Genomic DNA, 16,613 nt, shown 5'->3' with positions numbered 1-16,613 from the left:
GGCTGCCCGTGCTTATCAAGCGAACACACCAGCGGTCCGATCGCCGCGGCTCCGTCGCCGAATCCCTGGCGGGCCAGGGCGGCGGACTTGACCGCCGTACGTTCCTGCGCAGGTCCGGCCTCGCCGGCGGCGCTCTCGCCGCGCTGGGTGCCATGCCTGTCGCCAGCGTGCGGAAGGCGGAAGCGGCCGCTGCCGGCCCGCTCGCGGCTGGCGCCGTGGTCAAGAAGAGCATCTGCACGCACTGCGCGGTAGGCTGCACCGTGACGGCGGAAGTGCTCAATGGAGTCTGGATCGGGCAGGAGCCGAGCTGGGATTCGCCGATCAACCGCGGCTCGCATTGCGCCAAGGGCGCCTCGGTGCGCGAGCTGGTGCACAGCGATCGCCGGCTGCGCTATCCGATGAAGCTCGTCAACGGGCAGTGGACGCGTGTGTCGTGGGACACCGCGGTGAACGAGATCGGCGACAAGCTGCTTCAGGTCCGGGAGAAGTCGGGCAGCGATTCGGTCTACTGGCTCGGCTCGGCCAAGATGACCAACGAAGGAGCCTACCTGTTCCGCAAGCTCGGCGCGTTCTGGGGCACCAACAACACCGACCATCAGGCGCGAATCTGTCATTCCACCACCGTCACCGGCGTCGCCAACACCTGGGGCTACGGCGCGATGACGAACAGCATCAACGACATGCGCAACTCCAAGACGATGCTGTTCATCGGCAGCAACGCGGCGGAAGCGCATCCCGTCAGCATGCAGCATTTGCTGGAATCCAAGGAGCTCAACAAGGCGAACTTCATCGTCTTCGATCCGCGCCTGACTCGCACCGCGGCGCATGCCACTGAATATGTCCGGATCCGTCCGGGCACCGACATTCCCGTCCTCTACGGCATGATGTGGCACATCCTGAAGAACGGCTGGGAGGACAAGGAGTTCATCGCCCAGCGCGTCTACGGTTTCGACGACCTGCGCAAGGAAGTCGAGAAGTGGAATCCGCAAGAGGTCGAGCGCGTCACCGGCGTGCCCGCCGCGCAGCTCGAGCGCGTCGCCAAGACGTTCGCGACGGTCAAGCCCGCGACCATCATCTGGTGCATGGGGCAGACTCAGCACACCGTCGGCACGGCCAATGTGCGCGCGAGCTGCATCGCGCTGCTGATGACCGGCAACGTCGGCAAGGCGGGCGCCGGCGCCAACATCCTGCGCGGCCATGACAACGTGCAAGGCGCGACCGACGTCGGCCTCGATATCGTGACCTTGCCGTTCTATTACGGCCTTGCGGAAGGAGCCTGGAAGCACTGGTCGCGGGTCTGGGAGGTCGATTACGAGTACCTGGTCTCCCGCTTCGACGAGAAGAAGCTGATGGAGACCCCAGGCATCCCGCTGACGCGGTGGTTTGACGCCGCGCTGTTGCCGAAGGCCGACGTCGCGCAGAAGGACAACGTCAAGGCCGTCTTCGTGCAAGGCCATGCCAGCAACAGCATAACCCGTATTCCCGAATCGCTGAAGGGCCTGAAGGCGCTGGAGCTGCTGGTGATCGCGGATCCGCACCCGACGACGTGGGCGTCTCTGGCGGTCGAGGCGGGACGCAAGGATGGCGTCTACATTCTGCCCGTCGCCACGCAGTTCGAATGCACGGGATCGCGCGTCGCCTCCAATCGCTCGATGCAGTGGGGCGAGCAGATCGTCAAGCCGATCTTCGAATCCAAGGACGACCTCGAGATCATCTATCTGCTCGCGAAGAAGTTCGGCTTCGCCGACAAGATGTTCAAGAACATCAAGGTCGAGAACAATCTCCCCGTCGCCGAGGACGTGCTGCGCGAGATCAACCGCGGAAGCTGGTCGACCGGTTATTGCGGCCAGTCGCCGGAGCGCATCAAGGCGCACATGAAGAACCAGCACAAGTTCGACCTGGTGACGATGCGCGCGCCGAAGGACGATCCGGAAGTCGGCGGCGACTATTACGGCCTGCCTTGGCCGTGTTGGGGCTCACCCGAGGTGAAGCATCCCGGCTCGCCGCTGCTCTACAACAACAACCTGCATGTCATGGATGGCGGCGGCGCGTTCCGCCCACGCTTCGGTATCGAGCGCGAGGAAAAGCTGCCGGACGGCACGACGCGGAAGGTGAGCCTGCTCGCCGACAAATCCTTCTCCAAGGGCTCGGAGATCGAGGACGGCTATCCCGAGTTCACGCTGGCGAGCCTGAAGAAGCTTGGTTGGGACACGGATCTGACCGAAGCCGAAATGGCGACGATCCAGAGGGTCAACCCGGCCAATCCGGATGCGGTATCCTGGGCGCTCGACCTTTCCGGCGGCATCCAGCGCGTCGCGCTGAAGCACGGCTGCGTGCCCTTCGGCAACGGCAAGGCGCGCATGAATGCGTTCGGCTTGCCGGACCCGATCCCGGTCCATCGCGAGCCGATCTACACGCCGCGCGTCGACCTCGTCGAGAAATATCCGACGTTGCCCGATGCCAAGCAGTTCCGCCTGCCCAATATCGGCTTCTCCGTGCAGAAGGCGGCGGTGGAGAAGGGCATCGCAAAGCAATTCCCGCTGATCCTCTCCTCGGGACGCCTCGTCGAATACGAAGGCGGCGGCGAGGAGACCCGCACCAATCCCTGGCTCGCCGAATTGCAGCAGGACATGTTCATCGAGATCAGCCCGGCTGATGCCGCCGATCGCGGCATCAAGGACGGCGGCTGGGTCTGGGTGAGCGGCGCCGAAAACAATTCGCGCGCCAGGATGAAGGCGCTGGTGACCGAACGCGTCGGCAAGGGCGTCGCCTGGATGCCGTTCCATTTCGGCGGCTGGCTCGGCGGCGCCGACCTGCGCAAGAACTATCCCGCCGGCACCGATCCGATCGTGCTGGGCGAGAGCGCCAACACGATCACGAGCTACGGTTACGATCCTGCAACGGGCATGCAGGAGCCGAAGGTCACGCTTTGTCAGATCGTCGCAGCCTGAGAGGAGCACGCACATGGCTCGGATGAAATTTCTCTGCGACGCTGATCGCTGCATCGAGTGCAACGCCTGCGTCACCGCCTGCAAGAACGAGCACGAGGTGCCGTGGGGCATCAACCGGCGCCGCGTCGTCACCATCAACGACGGCAAGCCGGGGGAGCGATCGATCTCGATGGCCTGCATGCACTGCACGGACGCGCCCTGTGCGGCCGTGTGCCCGGTCAACTGCTTCTACACCACCGCCGACGGCGTCGTGCTTCACTCCAAGGATCTCTGCATCGGCTGCGGCTATTGCTTCTACGCCTGCCCGTTCGGCGCTCCCCAATATCCGAAGGTCGGCAACTTCGGCTCTCGCGGCAAAATGGACAAATGCACCTATTGCGCCGGCGGTCCGGAGGCCGACGGCAGCAAGGAGGAATACGAGAAATATGGCGCGAACCGGCTGGCCGAAGGCAAGCTGCCGCTGTGTGCCGAGATGTGCTCGACTAAGTCGTTGCTCGCAGGCGACGGCGAGATCATTGCGCAGATCTACAAGGAGCGCGTCATGAAGCGCGGCTACGGCTCGGGCGCCTGGGGCTGGAAGACCGCATATCGCGAGACGATCGAGTCCTGACATGGGCAGTCGAAGGGCGCGCAATACCGGGGAGGACGTCATGGCGTCGTTTGGAAGGTTCGTTCGTCTGGCGTTGGGCGCCTGGGCGCTGCTTCTCTTGGTCATGGCGGTGCCCGCGGGCGCACAACAGGTCAATCCGACCGCAAGCGCGGTCAAGGAGCAGCAGCTTCTTCAGGAGCTCAACCGGATTCAGGGACGCGTCAGCATTCCCGATCAGCGATCGGGCGTTCTCGAGCAGCCGCAGGGACGGGAGTGGCGGGAATTCCGCAACGTGACGCTGCCCTGGATCGGCGGCATTGCCATCCTCGGCATGATTGCGGCCATCGTGATCTTCTATCTCACCGTCGGGATGGTGCGTCTCGAAGCCGGACGGTCGGGCCGCACCATCGTGCGCTTCAACGCGTTCGAGCGGTTCGTGCACTGGCTGACGGCAAGCTGCTTCATCGTCCTTGCCATTTCCGGGCTGAACATCACGTTCGGGCGGCCGTTGCTGTTGCCGCTGATCGGCTTCGAGGCGTTCTCGGAATGGTCGCAATGGGCCAAATACGCGCACAATTATCTGAGCTTCCCGTTCACCATCGGCGTCGTCCTGATCTTCCTGATGTGGATCGGCGGCAATATCCCGAGCAAGGTGGATATCGAATGGGCGAAGCGCGGCGGCGGCCTGATCGGACATGACCATCCTCCGGCCTACCGCTTCAATGGCGGACAGAAGATGATCTACTGGATCGTCGTGATCGGCGGCGGACTCGTCGCAGCGTCCGGCTATGCGCTGATGTTCCCGTTCTACGGCACGGGGATCGAGGGCATGCAAATGGCCCAGATCGTCCACTCGATCGTGGCGGTCCTGTTCGTCGCGGCGATGATCGCGCACATCTATATCGGCACCATCGGGATGGAAGGTGCGTTCGAGGCCATGGGCTCGGGCGAGGTCGACGTCAACTGGGCGCGCGAGCACCACAGGCTCTGGCTCGAGGAGCAGAACGCGCGAACGGGACCGAACGACGGACAACCGCAGCCCGCAACCGCGGCGGCGGAGTAGGGCGCGCAGCCTGAAACCGGGCAGCCGGCTATGGGGCCGGCGCTTTGCCAAACAAGACGGAACGGTCCTGGATGTCCTGTTCGGGGAGCCGGGCCGCTTGACCTCTCTGCATGTCTTGAATGGAGGCCATGCCGCTCTGAGCGGAGCCGAACAGGGCGTGCGATTTGAGCATGGTGCTGGCCGCTCCGGCCAGAACCAGGGCTGCAATGAGCGAGAGCATGACGCGTTTCATGCGCATCTCCGTCTGCCATTTCCACCCGGCATGACCAATACATCCGGATTGTCCTTTTCGATGTGAGCCACTTCACAACGATCGGTTCCATGTTCGTTGAGGCGGCCAACATGCTCCGCGCAGGGCATGAGGATTCGAGCTTCCGATGCAGACGAAAACCAAATCGAAGTTCACCGCAGGCGAGCGCCGAATGTCGGACTTGAGCTCAGCCTCAGAGTAGGTTGCTCAAGCCTAAGAGAATCCGTCCTTGACGATCGCGCTCTCTATTCTCTCTGCGAATTTCAACAGCGCTGATTTGGAATCTTTCAAGGAAGAGCTTTGGAATCTTTCCAGGCCGCAACTCGACGACATCGCAGATGATCGAGACATTCTAAATCGCCATGCACGCATTTGCGTTGCCGTCACGAGAGCATCTTTCTAAAGAGGCGATGCAGATTGCTGGCAATCGGATGGGCTGACAAGACAAAGGCCATCAATGCGAAGTGCGAGCCTGCAAAGGAATTGAGAGACGGGCCATGGGGTCGAACTCGGATGCGAAGAGTGAATCTTCGATCCGTGATCGCCGCTGGCCGCGCGTGATCCGCTTCACGGCGAACCACATGCTATTGATAAAGGACTTTCTTGAAATGCGACGTACGGGTGGGGTCGGTACGGTAGCTCGCTTTGCTGCGGCGCTGCTGGGTGGTGTGGCGTTGCTCGCGTGGTTCGAATCGCCTGCTCGATCCCAAACGCCGCAAGGCGGTACCTCGCTTCCACCCGTGACCGTCGATGCGCCGGCGCAACAATCGGCGCGCCGTGCGCCAACAAGGCGAAACGACGCCCGGGTCCGATCGACGCCGCGGCGCGCGCCGCAGGCCCCAGCCGTCGCTGTGCAATCGCAACCGAGTGTCGTCCCCGAATATGCCGGCGGTCAGGTCGCTCAAGGCGCGCGCCTCGGACTGCTCGGAAATACCGGCACGATGAAGTCGCCGTTCAACGTGACGAGCTACACGGACAAGTTCATTCGGGATCAGCAGGCGGCGACGGGCGCGGACGCCTTGATTCTCGATCCGTCGGTCCGACGCTCGCACCCGACGGGCGGCGTGGTGGACTCCTTCAACATTCGTGGATTTCCGATCAACGAAGGCAACAACGGTGAATTCGCCTTCGAGGGTCTTTACGGAATCGCGCCGACATATCGCATCTTCACAGACTACGTCGAGCGCATCGAGGTGCTCAAAGGTCCCTCAGCCGCGCTCTCCGGGATGGCCCCCAATGGCGGCGTTGGCGGGGTCATCAATGTCGTGCCCAAACGCGCGGAAGAGGACCTGACCCGCCTGACCGCAAGCTACGGCTCGACTGCACGTTTCGGCGGGCACTGGGATGTTGCGCGGCGCTACGGCGACAGCAAGCAATGGGGCGTGCGCGCCAGCGGGAGCGTCCGCGACGGCGACACGCCCATCGATCGCCAATCCGAGACGACAGGTGTCGGATCGTTGGCTCTCGACTATCGGGGCGAACGCTTCAGGTCCTGGCTCTACCTGATCGCGCAGGCCGACCGGTTCGACGCGCCGTCACGTCCCTTTCTGATGGCTCCCGGCCTGCAGGTGCCGAAGGCGCCGGACGGCCGGCTGAACGTGACCCAGCCCTGGGAATGGTCGCGCATCACCGACCAATCCGCCTTGCTGCGGACCGAGTACGATGTCAGCGACCAGGTCACGCTGTTTGCGGATGTCGGCGGGTCCCGGACCAACGTCGAGCGGTTCTTCGGCCTTCCGACGATCGTCAACAGCAACGGCAACACGACCTCGACGCCCCAATTCTTCGGACTTGGCATCGATCGAAGCACCTATGATGGCGGTGTTCGCGCCCGCTTCGACACCGGCTTCGTTCATCACGCCGTGGCCTTCCAGGCTTCGGTTTACCATGACGCGCTGCACCGGCGGCTGACCAACGGCAGCCCGGTCACGTCGAACATCTACAATCCGACCGTCGCGCCGATCCAGTTCGCCAACGAGATCAGCGATCGCCCGCGGCTCTCGGACAGCGAGCTCACGGGGCTCTCCATTGCCGACACCTTGTCGGTGCTCGACGAGCGTGTGCTGCTGACCCTGGGCGTCCGGCGCCAGGGCATCGAGGCGCACAACTACCTCTCCAACGTCGGAACGCTGACGTCGTCCTATGACAGGAGCGCGGTCACCCCGGTGGTCGGCCTCGTCGTCCGACCCGTGGAGAACATCTCCCTGTACGCGAACTACGTCGAAGGCCTCGCACGAGGCGACGTGGCGCCGCAGCAGCCGGGCGTTTCCAATCCCGGCGAAATTCTCCCGCCTTACGTCGCCAAGCAGTACGAGGCCGGCATCAAGGTGGATTTCGGCCGGATCGCAACCACCTTCAGCGCCTTCGAGATATCGAAAGCGAGCGGCGAGCTGTCCGCCGGGCGCTTCGCGGCGACCGCCGAACAGCAAGTCCGTGGGCTCGAGTTCAACGTCTACGGCGAGCTCATGCCGGATGTTCGCGTCCTCGGAGGCGTTTCGCTGCTGGACGGCACGCTGACGAAAACTGCCGTCGCGGCGAATGTGGGTCACACGCCGATCGGCGTTCCGAACATTCAGGCCAATATCGGCGTGGAGTGGGACCTGCCGTGGATGAGAGAGCTCACGTTGAACGGGGCCGTCATCTACACCGGCAGGCAGTTCGTCGACACCGCGAACAAGCAGCCGATCCCGGATTGGACGCGGCTCGATCTCGGCGCCCGCTACACCACCGCGATCAACGGCAGGAAGACGGTCTTCCGCGCAAACATCCAGAACGTGACCGGTGAGAGTTATTGGTCCAGCGTGGCCTCGTTCGGAACGTTCTTCCTGGGAGCGCCACGCACATATCTGCTGTCGATGACCGTGGACATGTGAAGCGCCTCCGGCCGCTCGTGAAGACGCGGCCGTGGGAGTCGTTGGCAGCGCGTCCGCAGACCGGTCAACCTGGTCGGCAAAGTGGATACTTGCTTGCCAATCCGAGCACCTCATCCCACGCCGGCGTGGCATCGCGCCGGATCGAAACTCTCTGTTGAATCAATGAGGTGGCTTTCCTTTCCGGGTGCCTTTCGACCTGTGGGGCGAAATTGGCGCGGCTCTTGCTCTTGCCAGTATGAGGGTTCTTGATAAACGTCATACTGCGGGATGGGGCGGATGGAGCAAGCGGTGAGGCGGACTTTGCGGGCGATCGAATCCGGCACGCTGGTGCTGTTCGGCGGGCTCGTCGCCGCCAACATCGCGGCATGGGCCTGGGCCTTCGCCCTGTTCGGCGATCGGCCGACGGTGCTGGCGACTGCGCTGCTGGCCTGGGTGTTCGGTCTGCGCCACGCCGTCGATGCCGATCACATCGCCGCCATCGACAATGTCGTGCGCAAGCTGATGCAGACAGGTGGCGCGCCGCAGAGCGCGGGCCTCTATTTTGCGCTCGGCCATTCGACAATTGTCGTGGTCGCCACCATATTGCTTGCGCTCGGCGTGGTGAGCCTTGGCGGCGACAGCCTGCTCAGGGAGATCGGCGGCCTGATCGGCACATCGGTGTCGGCGCTGTTCCTGCTCGTGATCGCGGCCATCAATCTTGTCATCTTCGCCGGCCTGTGGCGGACGTTTCGCGCTGCACGGGAGCAGGGTGTTCACGACGCCGAAGGGCTCGAGAGGCTGCTCGCCAATCGCGGCGTCCTCACGCGGCTGCTCGGGCCGCTGTTCCGCCTGGTCACAAGACCCTGGCACATGTATCCGCTCGGATTCCTGTTCGGCCTCGGCTTCGACACGGCGACCGAGATCGGCCTGCTCAGCATCTCCGCGACCGAAGCCGCGCGCGGCGCTTCGGTCGCGGACATCCTGGTTTTCCCTGCGCTGTTCGCGGCCGGCATGGCGCTGGTCGACACTGCCGACTCCGCGCTGATGGTGAGCGCCTATCGATGGGCGTTCGTCGATCCCCTGCGGAAGCTCTGGTACAACCTCACGATCACCGGCGCCTCCGTGGCGGTCGCGCTGCTCATCGGCGGCATCGAGGCGCTCGGCCTGGCCGCCGACCGGCTCGGCCTGTCGGGGACTATGTGGACGCTGGTCGACGGCCTCAACGAGTCGCTCGCCAATGTCGGCTTCGCCGTGATCGCGTTGTTTGCGATCGCCTGGCTCGTCTCGGTCGTGCTCTATCGTCGCATCTTCGAGAGCGGCCGGCCGCAGGGCGCAACGAAAGCTCTGGAATGCGCCGATGCGACCGAAGCGGCGTGAGCCGGGTCGCGGCGGCGCGCTGACGGTACTCTCGGCCCTGGTGCTGCTCGCCGACGACGGCCGCGCCCTGGCGCAGAGCAGTCCAGCCTCACGCGAGCTGCCGCCCATCGAGATTGGTGGCAGCGAAACGCCGGCGCGAAAGAAGCCGGTTGCATCGCGCCGCACCGGCAAGCCGCCCGCGGCCGGCCACCGCATCCTTGTGTATCCAGCGGCAGTGCAGGGCTCGGATGTCCGCAGCGCTGCCTCGGGTGCAAAGAGCCAGCCCAGCATGGCCAGCGAGATCACCATCCCGGGCGAAGAGCTCAACGCCCGCCCTTTCACGCGGCCGGGGGAAGCGCTTGAAGCGGTGCCGGGTCTCATCGTGACGCAGCATTCCGGTGAGGGCAAAGCCAACCAGTATTTCCTGCGCGGCTACAATCTCGACCATGGGACCGACCTCGCCATCAGCGTTGACGGCGTCCCCGTCAACATGCGCACCCATGGGCACGGCCAGGGCTATGCCGATCTCAACTGGCTGATCCCGGAAACCATCGCGGCGGTGGATGTGCGCAAGGGTCCTTATTTCGCCGACGAGGGCGATTTCGCCTCGGTTGGCAGCGTCCATATCGGTCTGATCGACCGCACCAAGGGACTGGCGCAGGTCACCGCCGGTAGCTTCGGCTACCGTCGCCTGCTCGGCATGGACTCCGCCGAGGTCGGCGACGGCGCGCTGCTCGTGGCCGGCGAGATCGGCACCTACGACGGTCCGTGGGACAATCCGGACAATGTGCGAAAGCTCAACGGTCTCGTGCGCTACAGCCAGGGCACCGCGACCGACGGCGTGTCCGTCACCGGCATGGCCTACACGAACGCATGGAATTCGACCGATCAGGTGCCGCAGCGCGCGATCAGAGCTGGCTTGCTCGACCGGTTCGGTTCGGAAGACCCCAGCGACGGCGGCAACGCCAACCGTTTTGCATTGTCGGGCCGCATTGCGCAAACCGACGAGCTCGGCTCGTGGCGAGCCAACGCCTATGTGGTGAAGAGCCAGCTCGATCTCTTCAACAACTTCACCTACTTCCTCAGCGATCCCGTGCTCGGCGACCAGTTTCACCAGCACGACGATCGCCTGATGGCCGGCGCCAATGTCTCGCGCACGCTGAACGGTTCGTTTGCCGGCCTGCCGATGCAGACCATTATCGGCCTGCAATCGCGCTATGATGCGATCGACCTCGCGCTCACCAACACCTTCCGGCGGGGTTTCCTCTCCAACGTCCGCAGCGACAAGGCCGGCGAGGGCAGCGTCGGCCTCTATGCCGAGAACACGGTGCGCTGGACCGACTGGCTCAGAACGACCGTGGGCTGGCGCGGCGACTATTATGCCGCCGACGTCACGTCGCGGTTCAATGCCAACAATTCCGGCCGCGCCGACTCCGCGCTCGGCAGCCCGAAATTCAGGATGGTGCTCGGTCCGTTCAGCCAAACCGAGTTCTTCTTCGGCGCCGGCTACGGCATGCACTCCAACGACGCCCGCGGCGCGACCACGACCGAGGACCCCAGCGATCCCGCGACCAAGCTCACGCCATCGCCGCTCCTGGTGCGGACCAAGGGCGCGGAGGTCGGCGTGCGCAGCAGGGTCGTTCCCGGCCTGGACACCTCGCTCAGCGTCTTCATCCTGGATCAGGATTCCGAGATCCTGTTCGCAGGCGATGCCGGCGACACGTCGGCGACGCGCGCCAGCCGCCGCTACGGCTTTGAATGGACCAACCATTATCGGCCGAGATCGTGGATCGACATCGATGCCGATCTCGCCATGACCCATGCGCGCTTCCGCGGCTACGACAGCGAGCAGGCCGAGGTCTATGCCTCGCTCGCCGGCTATCCCGAGGCGCAGCTCGGCAACGCACCCGGCAATTACATTCCGAACGCGCCGGCGATGGTGGCGTCAGCCGGCGTCACGCTGGGCGAGAAGACCGGCTGGTTCGGAACCTTGCGCTGGCGCTATCTGGCGTCGAGCCCGCTGACGGAGGACAACGCGTTCCGCTCCTCGGCGACCAGCATCTTCAACGGCCGTCTCGGCTATCGCATTGACAACGGCTGGCGCCTCCAGCTTGACGTGCTCAATCTTTTCAACACGAAGGCGAACCAGATCACCTATGCCTATGGCTCGCTGCTCAAGACCGATACGCTCTACAACCTCTGCACATCAGGCACCGCGCCGACTTCAGTCTGTCAGAACGGCGTGATGGACTATGTGCTGCATCCCGTGGAGCCGTTGACGTTCCGGGTTACCATCGCCGGGGCGTTCTAGGTTTGCTCGGGTCGCGCATCCGGGATTGCTGGAACATGGGTGTGTTGTGGTAGTGAACGGCCAGGTTGGCGGCACGTCGCGGCCTGAAAGCGCAGCAGGGGACCGTCGATGAACCGTGACCTCGATCTCGCCGAGTTTGAATTGCATCCGCAACGCGGTGCGGTGCTGGCCGAGGTGCATGCTCGCCCTTTCACCCGGCTGACGGCGCCGGTCACTGTGCTCCGCTTTGCCTTTCTCGGCCAGGGCGAAGTCGCGGCGGCGGACCGGCAGGCGTTCGTGGCATTCTGCATCTCGCACGGGCAGGCGCCGCCGGACGCAGGGACCAAGCATCACCAGGTGACGATCGATGCCACCCAGCTCCGCTGGGAGCAGCATTCGGAGTTCAGCACCTTCACCTGGATCCTGGGCGGCTCCGAGGCGCCCGCTCGCCGGTTCGGCGAGATCGGAGAAGAGCCCGCCGCGCTGATCCGGTCGCTGCGGCAGTCCGGGCAATTGCTGGTGGCGGTCAAGCTCGAGGTCGAGCAGACCTCGGCGGCCCTGGAGCGTGCGCAGCAGCTGTTCGAAAGAGGCAGCCTCGCCATCGCCGCGGTCCGCAGCGGACCTGCGGTCGTCGCATCCGACTTTCGCACCGACGATCAGGGCTTCGTCCGTATCCTCGTCTGCAACGACGGCTTGTCGCCGGGTCGGCTCGGCGCCCTCGTGCAGCGCGCGCTGGAGATCGAGACCTATCGCACGCTGGCGCTGCTCGGTCTGCCCGCTGCGCTCGAGCTTGCGCCCTCCGTCGATCATATCGGCCGGCGCCTCGTCGAAGTGCTCGAGGAGATGCAGCGTGCCGAAGACCTCAAGCTCAACAATCATCTCTTGACGGAACTGACCGCATTGGCGGCTTCGCTCGAGAAGGGCGCGGCCGGCAGCCTGTTTCGGTTCGGCGCCAGCCGGGCCTACAACGAGATCGTGCAGGCTCGCCTCGCCGTGATCGAAGGCGGCGAGATCGCGGGCTATCCGACCTGGTCCTCCTTCCTCGCCCGCCGCATGGCACCCGCCATGCGCACCTGTGCGACGATGGAGGACCGGCAGGCCGACCTGTCGATCAAGCTCGCGCGCGCGGCGGACCTGTTGCGGACACGCGTCGACGTCGAGCTCGAGGAGCAGAACCGCGATCTGCTGCGCTCGATGGACGACCGCACCCGGTTGCAATTGAGGCTGCAGAGCACGGTCGAAGGCTTGTCGGTGGCGGCCATCGGCTACTACGTCGTCAGCCTGTTCGGCTATCTCGCCAAGGGCGCCCATGACGGCGGCCTGCATGTCGAGCCTTCGCTGGCAACCGCGATCTTCGTGCCGATTGCCGTGGCGGTGATCTGGATCGTCACCCGCAATATCCGCAGGCGGCACTTGAAGCATGACGAAATATCCGGCGCCCACGACTGAGGCGCAAACGAGCCCCTTGCGCTTCGCCGACGAGCGGTTGAAGCTGGGGCGAGCAGGAGACGTCAGATGAGCCGATCCGATGCAATGACCAACGTGCTCTGGCTGCAGGGCGCCAGTTGCGGCGGCTGCACCATGTCGATCCTCGAAAGCGGCGCCTCGGGCTGGTTCGACGAGCTCCGGCAGTTCGGCGTCAATCTGCTGTGGCATCCGTCCGTCAGCGAGGAGACCGGCGAGGAGGCGGTCGACATCCTGCAGTCCGTGCTCGAAGGCAGGGTGCGGCTCGACCTTCTCCTGCTGGAAGGGTCCGTCGCCCGTGGACCGAACGACACCGGCCGCTTCAACATGCTCGCGGGCACCAACCGTTCCATCTACCGCTGGATGTTGGATCTCGCGCCGCACGCCGGCTATGTGATCGCGGTCGGAAGTTGCGCGGCCTATGGCGGCGTGCCGGCCGCAGGATCGAATCCGACCGATGCCGTCGGCCTGCAGTTCGAGGGAACTGATAGCGGCGGCGCGCTGGGGGCGGCGTTCCGCTCGCGGCTCGGCCTTCCCGTCATCAATGTTGCGGGCTGTGCGCCGCATCCGGGCTGGATGATGGAAACCATATTAGCACTGACCGCCAGGGATATCGCAGCGAGCGATCTTGACGGATACGGGCGGCCGAAATTCGTCGCCAATCATCTGGCCCATCATGGCTGCTCTCGCAACGAGTTCTACGAGTTCAAGGCAAGTGCCGAGACCATGTCGGAGCGCGGCTGCCTGATGGAGCATCTCGGCTGCAAGGCGACGCAAGCGGTGGGCGACTGCAACCAGCGCTCCTGGAACGGCGGCGGCTCCTGCACCAAGGGCGGTTATGCCTGCATCGCCTGCACGTCGCCGGGATTCGAGGGGGCTCAGAACTTCCTGGCGACCGCGAAGCTTGCAGGCATTCCGGTCGGCTTGCCGACCGACATGCCGAAGGCCTGGTTCGTTGCGCTCGCCGCGCTGTCGAAATCCGCGACGCCGCGGCGCGTGCGGCTCAACGCAACAGCCGATCATGTCGTCGTGCCGCCGGGCCGCGCGACGACCAAGACCAAGCCATGACCCGGATCACGATCGGGCCGTTCAACCGCGTCGAGGGCGATCTCGAAGTCCGTCTCGACGTCGAGAGCGGCCGCGTCATGCGGGCCGAAGTGACGGCGCCGCTCTACCGCGGGTTCGAGCAGATCTTGGAGGGCCGCCCCCCGCTCGACGCGCTGGCGCTGGCGCCGCGGATCTGCGGCATCTGCTCGGTGTCGCAATCGGTTGCCGCAGCCGCGGCCCTGCGCGAGGCCATGGCCATCGAGGCTGCGCCCAATGGACTGCTCGCCACCAACATCGCGCATGCCGCGGAGAACGCGGCCGACCACCTGACCCATTTCTACATCTTCTTCATGCCGGATTTTGCCCGCGAGGCCTATGCCGGCCATGACTGGCACGAGGCCACGCGCGAGCGCTTTGCCGCGACCCGCGGCAGCGCGGCCCGCGACGCCCTGCCGGCGCGGGCGCGGCTGCTCGAGACCATGGGCATCATCGCCGGGAAATGGCCGCACAGCCTCGCATTCCAGCCCGGTGGTACGACACGTGCGATCGATCTCGGCGAGCGTGTCCGGCTGCTGTCGATCACGACGGCGTTCCGGAGCTTCCTCGAGCGTATCGTCTTTGCGGATTCGCTGGAGAACGTGCTGGCGATCGCCAGCGCCGACGAGCTCGATCGCTGGCGAGACGGCCGTGGCGGCGACTTTGCCCATTTCCTGCGGCTTGCGGACAGCCTCGCGCTGAGCGCGCTCGGCAGAGGTACGGGCCTGATGATGAGCTACGGCGCCTATCACGGCAGCGACGGCGAGCTGTTTCCGCGCGGCCTGTTCGGCCCGCGCGCCGCGATCGAGCCGCTGCCGTTGACGCAGATCACGGAAGACGTCTCGCATGCCTGGATGCGGGAGTCCTCCGTCGATCCCGCCCATAGCAGCACGGTCCCGGATCCCGACAAGCCGGCCGCCTATAGCTGGTGCAAGGCCCCGCGGCTCTCCGGTCAGCCGATCGAGGTCGGTGCCATCGCGCGCCAGACCGTGGCAGGGCAGGCGCTGATTGCGGATCTCGTATCGGTCAGCGGGACCAATGTACGCAACCGCGTGATCGCGCGGCTGATCGAAACCGCGCGCATCGCGCTCGCCATGGAGCAGTGGACGCGCGCGCTCCGTCTGTCGGAGCCGTTCTGCCACAATTCCCGCGACATCCCCAACGGCAGCTATGTCGGACTGGTCGAGGCCGCGCGCGGCAGTCTCGGGCACTGGATGGCGGTACGAGACGGCAGGATCGAACGCTACCAGATCATCGCACCGACGACCTGGAATTTTTCACCCCGCGATTCCTTCGACGTTGGCGGACCGCTGGAGCAGGCGCTGGTCGGCACCGATGTCGGTGATGCCGGCGCGCGCGCGGTTGCGATCCAGCACATCGTGCGTTCGTTCGATCCCTGCATGGTGTGCACCGCGCACTGACCGGAAACTTCGTTGCCGAGTGCAAATCGAATTGTTTCCGCTTCTCTGATTTTGTCGTGCCCGCCCGTCCTCCATCACAGCGATTCAAATACGTAACGTTCTGGAATCTCTCTACATTTGAATCGCTCCAGGCTGTTGGCCTGCTTCTTGCTGTCCTTGGCGTCATCGAAAAGTCAAAGCCGACGGCGGGAGGATTCATGGGCACGGCGACGGAAACGTTTTACAGCGTGATCAGGCGGCAAGGCATCACGCGTCGGAGCTTTCACAAGTTCTGCAGCCTGACGGCGACGAGCCTCGGGCTCGGGCCGCTGGCGGCGAGCCGCATCGCGAACGCGCTCGAAACCAAGCCGCGCGTACCCGTCATCTGGATGCACGGGCTCGAATGCACCTGCTGCTCGGAGAGCTTCATCCGCTCCGCCCACCCGCTGGTGAAGGATGCGGTGCTGTCGATGATCTCGCTCGACTACGACGATACCATCATGGCGGCGGCGGGCCACCAGGCCGAAGCCATTCTCGATGAGACCCGCGCCAAGCACAAAGGCCAGTACATCCTTGCGGTGGAAGGCAATCCGCCGCTGAACGAAGGCGGCATGTTCTGCATCGACGGCGGCAAGCCGTTCGTCGAGAAGCTGAAGTTGATGGCCGAGGACGCGATGGCGATCATCGCCTGGGGCGCCTGCGCGTCCTGGGGCTGCGTGCAGGCGGCAAAGCCGAATCCCACGCAAGCGACGCCGATCGACAAGGTGATCACCAACAAGCCCATCATCAAGGTGCCGGGATGCCCCCCGATCGCCGAGGTCATGACTGGCGTCGTCACCTTCATCACCACCTTCGGCAAATTGCCCGAGCTCGACCGCCAGGGCCGGCCGAAGATGTTCTATTCGCAGCGCATTCACGACAAATGCTACCGCCGCCCGCATTTCGATGCCGGCCAGTTCGTCGAGGAATGGGACGACGAGGCCGCGCGCAAGGGCTACTGCCTCTACAAGATGGGCTGCAAGGGCCCGACCACCTACAACGCCTGCTCGACCGTGCGCTGGAACGGCGGCGTCTCGTTCCCGATCCAGTCCGGTCACGGCTGCATCGGCTGCTCGGAGGACGGCTTCTGGGACAAGGGCTCGTTCTACGACCGTCTCACCACCATCAAGCAGTTCGGCATCGAGAAGAACGCCGATCAGATCGGCATGGTGGCAGCCGGCGCAGTCGGTGCCGCGGTGGCCGCGCATGCGGCAGTGACGGCGGTGAAGCGGCTCGCGTCGAAGCGCGAAGACGTCGACCACAACAGCTGAGCAAA

General features: G+C 64.7%; 11 protein-coding genes. 10 read left to right on the top strand and 1 reads right to left on the bottom strand.

From position 1 onward, the window contains the following. The first annotated feature begins 8 nt into the window (after positions 1-8). From D6B98_RS39720 to D6B98_RS05500, 3 genes are read left to right on the top strand one after another with little or no spacing between them, the layout of a single operon-like run. The gene (locus D6B98_RS39720) at positions 9-2,951 is read left to right on the top strand and encodes a formate dehydrogenase subunit alpha (protein ID WP_164718419.1); all 2,943 of its coding nucleotides are present in this window, start codon (positions 9-11) and stop codon (positions 2,949-2,951) included. Between the two features lie 13 nt (positions 2,952-2,964). Then, positions 2,965-3,561 carry a formate dehydrogenase FDH3 subunit beta gene (gene fdh3B, locus D6B98_RS05505; RefSeq protein WP_007592757.1) on the top strand — a complete coding sequence of 199 codons (597 nt, stop codon included), beginning with the start codon at positions 2,965-2,967 and terminating at the stop codon, positions 3,559-3,561. Between the two features lie 40 nt (positions 3,562-3,601). Further along, positions 3,602-4,603, top strand: a complete 1,002-nt coding sequence (locus tag D6B98_RS05500) for a formate dehydrogenase subunit gamma (protein ID WP_126255933.1) — start codon at positions 3,602-3,604, stop codon at positions 4,601-4,603. A 28-nt stretch (positions 4,604-4,631) separates the two neighbouring features. Here D6B98_RS05500 and D6B98_RS05495 read toward each other — a convergent pair whose 3' ends face one another. Then, complete coding sequence (locus tag D6B98_RS05495) at positions 4,632-4,835, bottom strand: hypothetical protein (protein WP_235884665.1); 204 nt, start codon at positions 4,833-4,835, stop codon at positions 4,632-4,634. A gap of 599 nt (positions 4,836-5,434) precedes the next feature. On the opposite strand from D6B98_RS05495, the gene D6B98_RS05490 reads away from it, so the two are divergent. From D6B98_RS05490 to D6B98_RS05460, 7 genes are all read left to right on the top strand, one after another. Beyond that, a complete protein-coding gene (locus D6B98_RS05490) occupies positions 5,435-7,726 on the top strand; it encodes a TonB-dependent receptor (protein ID WP_205680458.1) in 2,292 nt (763 codons plus the stop codon). A 276-nt stretch (positions 7,727-8,002) separates the two neighbouring features. Continuing rightward, on the top strand, positions 8,003-9,082 hold the full coding sequence (locus D6B98_RS05485) for a HoxN/HupN/NixA family nickel/cobalt transporter (protein WP_126255930.1): 1,080 nt from the start codon (positions 8,003-8,005) through the stop codon (positions 9,080-9,082). Then, positions 9,063-11,372 (top strand): TonB-dependent receptor, encoded by a 2,310-nt coding sequence (locus D6B98_RS05480; RefSeq protein ID WP_126255929.1) that lies wholly within the window; start codon positions 9,063-9,065, stop codon positions 11,370-11,372. Before D6B98_RS05485 ends, D6B98_RS05480 begins: the two co-directional genes overlap by 20 nt. A 108-nt stretch (positions 11,373-11,480) precedes the next feature. After that, positions 11,481-12,800: a DUF3422 domain-containing protein gene (locus D6B98_RS05475; RefSeq protein WP_126255928.1), complete on the top strand. Its 1,320-nt coding sequence runs from the start codon at positions 11,481-11,483 to the stop codon at positions 12,798-12,800. Positions 12,801-12,866: 66 nt separating this feature from the next. Further along, positions 12,867-13,883 carry an NADH-quinone oxidoreductase subunit B family protein gene (locus D6B98_RS05470; protein WP_126255927.1) on the top strand — a complete coding sequence of 339 codons (1,017 nt, stop codon included), beginning with the start codon at positions 12,867-12,869 and terminating at the stop codon, positions 13,881-13,883. Next, entirely contained in the window at positions 13,880-15,319 is a 1,440-nt protein-coding gene (locus D6B98_RS05465; protein WP_126255926.1) for a nickel-dependent hydrogenase large subunit, read from the top strand. Before D6B98_RS05470 ends, D6B98_RS05465 begins: the two co-directional genes overlap by 4 nt. 197 nt (positions 15,320-15,516) lie before the next feature. Beyond that, positions 15,517-16,608, top strand: coding sequence for a hydrogenase small subunit (locus D6B98_RS05460; RefSeq protein ID WP_126255925.1), 1,092 nt, complete (start codon positions 15,517-15,519; stop codon positions 16,606-16,608). Positions 16,609-16,613 lie beyond the last annotated feature (5 nt).

Origin of the sequence: Bradyrhizobium sp. LVM 105, assembly GCF_003957705.1 — a bacterium.
Lineage (GTDB): Bacteria > Pseudomonadota > Alphaproteobacteria > Rhizobiales > Xanthobacteraceae > Bradyrhizobium > Bradyrhizobium frederickii.
This window is presented reverse-complemented; position numbering and strand designations above follow the sequence as displayed.

Bases quoted from the DNA above. Each gene is read 5' to 3' on its own strand.
- fdh3B (WP_007592757.1), top strand. From the start codon at position 2,965: ATGGCTCGGATGAAATTTCTCTGCGACGCTGATCGCTGCATCGAGTGC.
- D6B98_RS05500 (WP_126255933.1), top strand. From the start codon at position 3,602: ATGGCGTCGTTTGGAAGGTTCGTTCGTCTGGCGTTGGGCGCCTGGGCG.
- D6B98_RS05495 (WP_235884665.1), bottom strand. From the start codon at position 4,835: ATGAAACGCGTCATGCTCTCGCTCATTGCAGCCCTGGTTCTGGCCGGA.
- D6B98_RS05490 (WP_205680458.1), top strand. From the start codon at position 5,435: ATGCTATTGATAAAGGACTTTCTTGAAATGCGACGTACGGGTGGGGTC.
- D6B98_RS05485 (WP_126255930.1), top strand. From the start codon at position 8,003: ATGGAGCAAGCGGTGAGGCGGACTTTGCGGGCGATCGAATCCGGCACG.
- D6B98_RS05480 (WP_126255929.1), top strand. From the start codon at position 9,063: ATGCGACCGAAGCGGCGTGAGCCGGGTCGCGGCGGCGCGCTGACGGTA.
- D6B98_RS05475 (WP_126255928.1), top strand. From the start codon at position 11,481: ATGAACCGTGACCTCGATCTCGCCGAGTTTGAATTGCATCCGCAACGC.
- D6B98_RS05470 (WP_126255927.1), top strand. From the start codon at position 12,867: ATGAGCCGATCCGATGCAATGACCAACGTGCTCTGGCTGCAGGGCGCC.
- D6B98_RS05465 (WP_126255926.1), top strand. From the start codon at position 13,880: ATGACCCGGATCACGATCGGGCCGTTCAACCGCGTCGAGGGCGATCTC.
- D6B98_RS05460 (WP_126255925.1), top strand. From the start codon at position 15,517: ATGGGCACGGCGACGGAAACGTTTTACAGCGTGATCAGGCGGCAAGGC.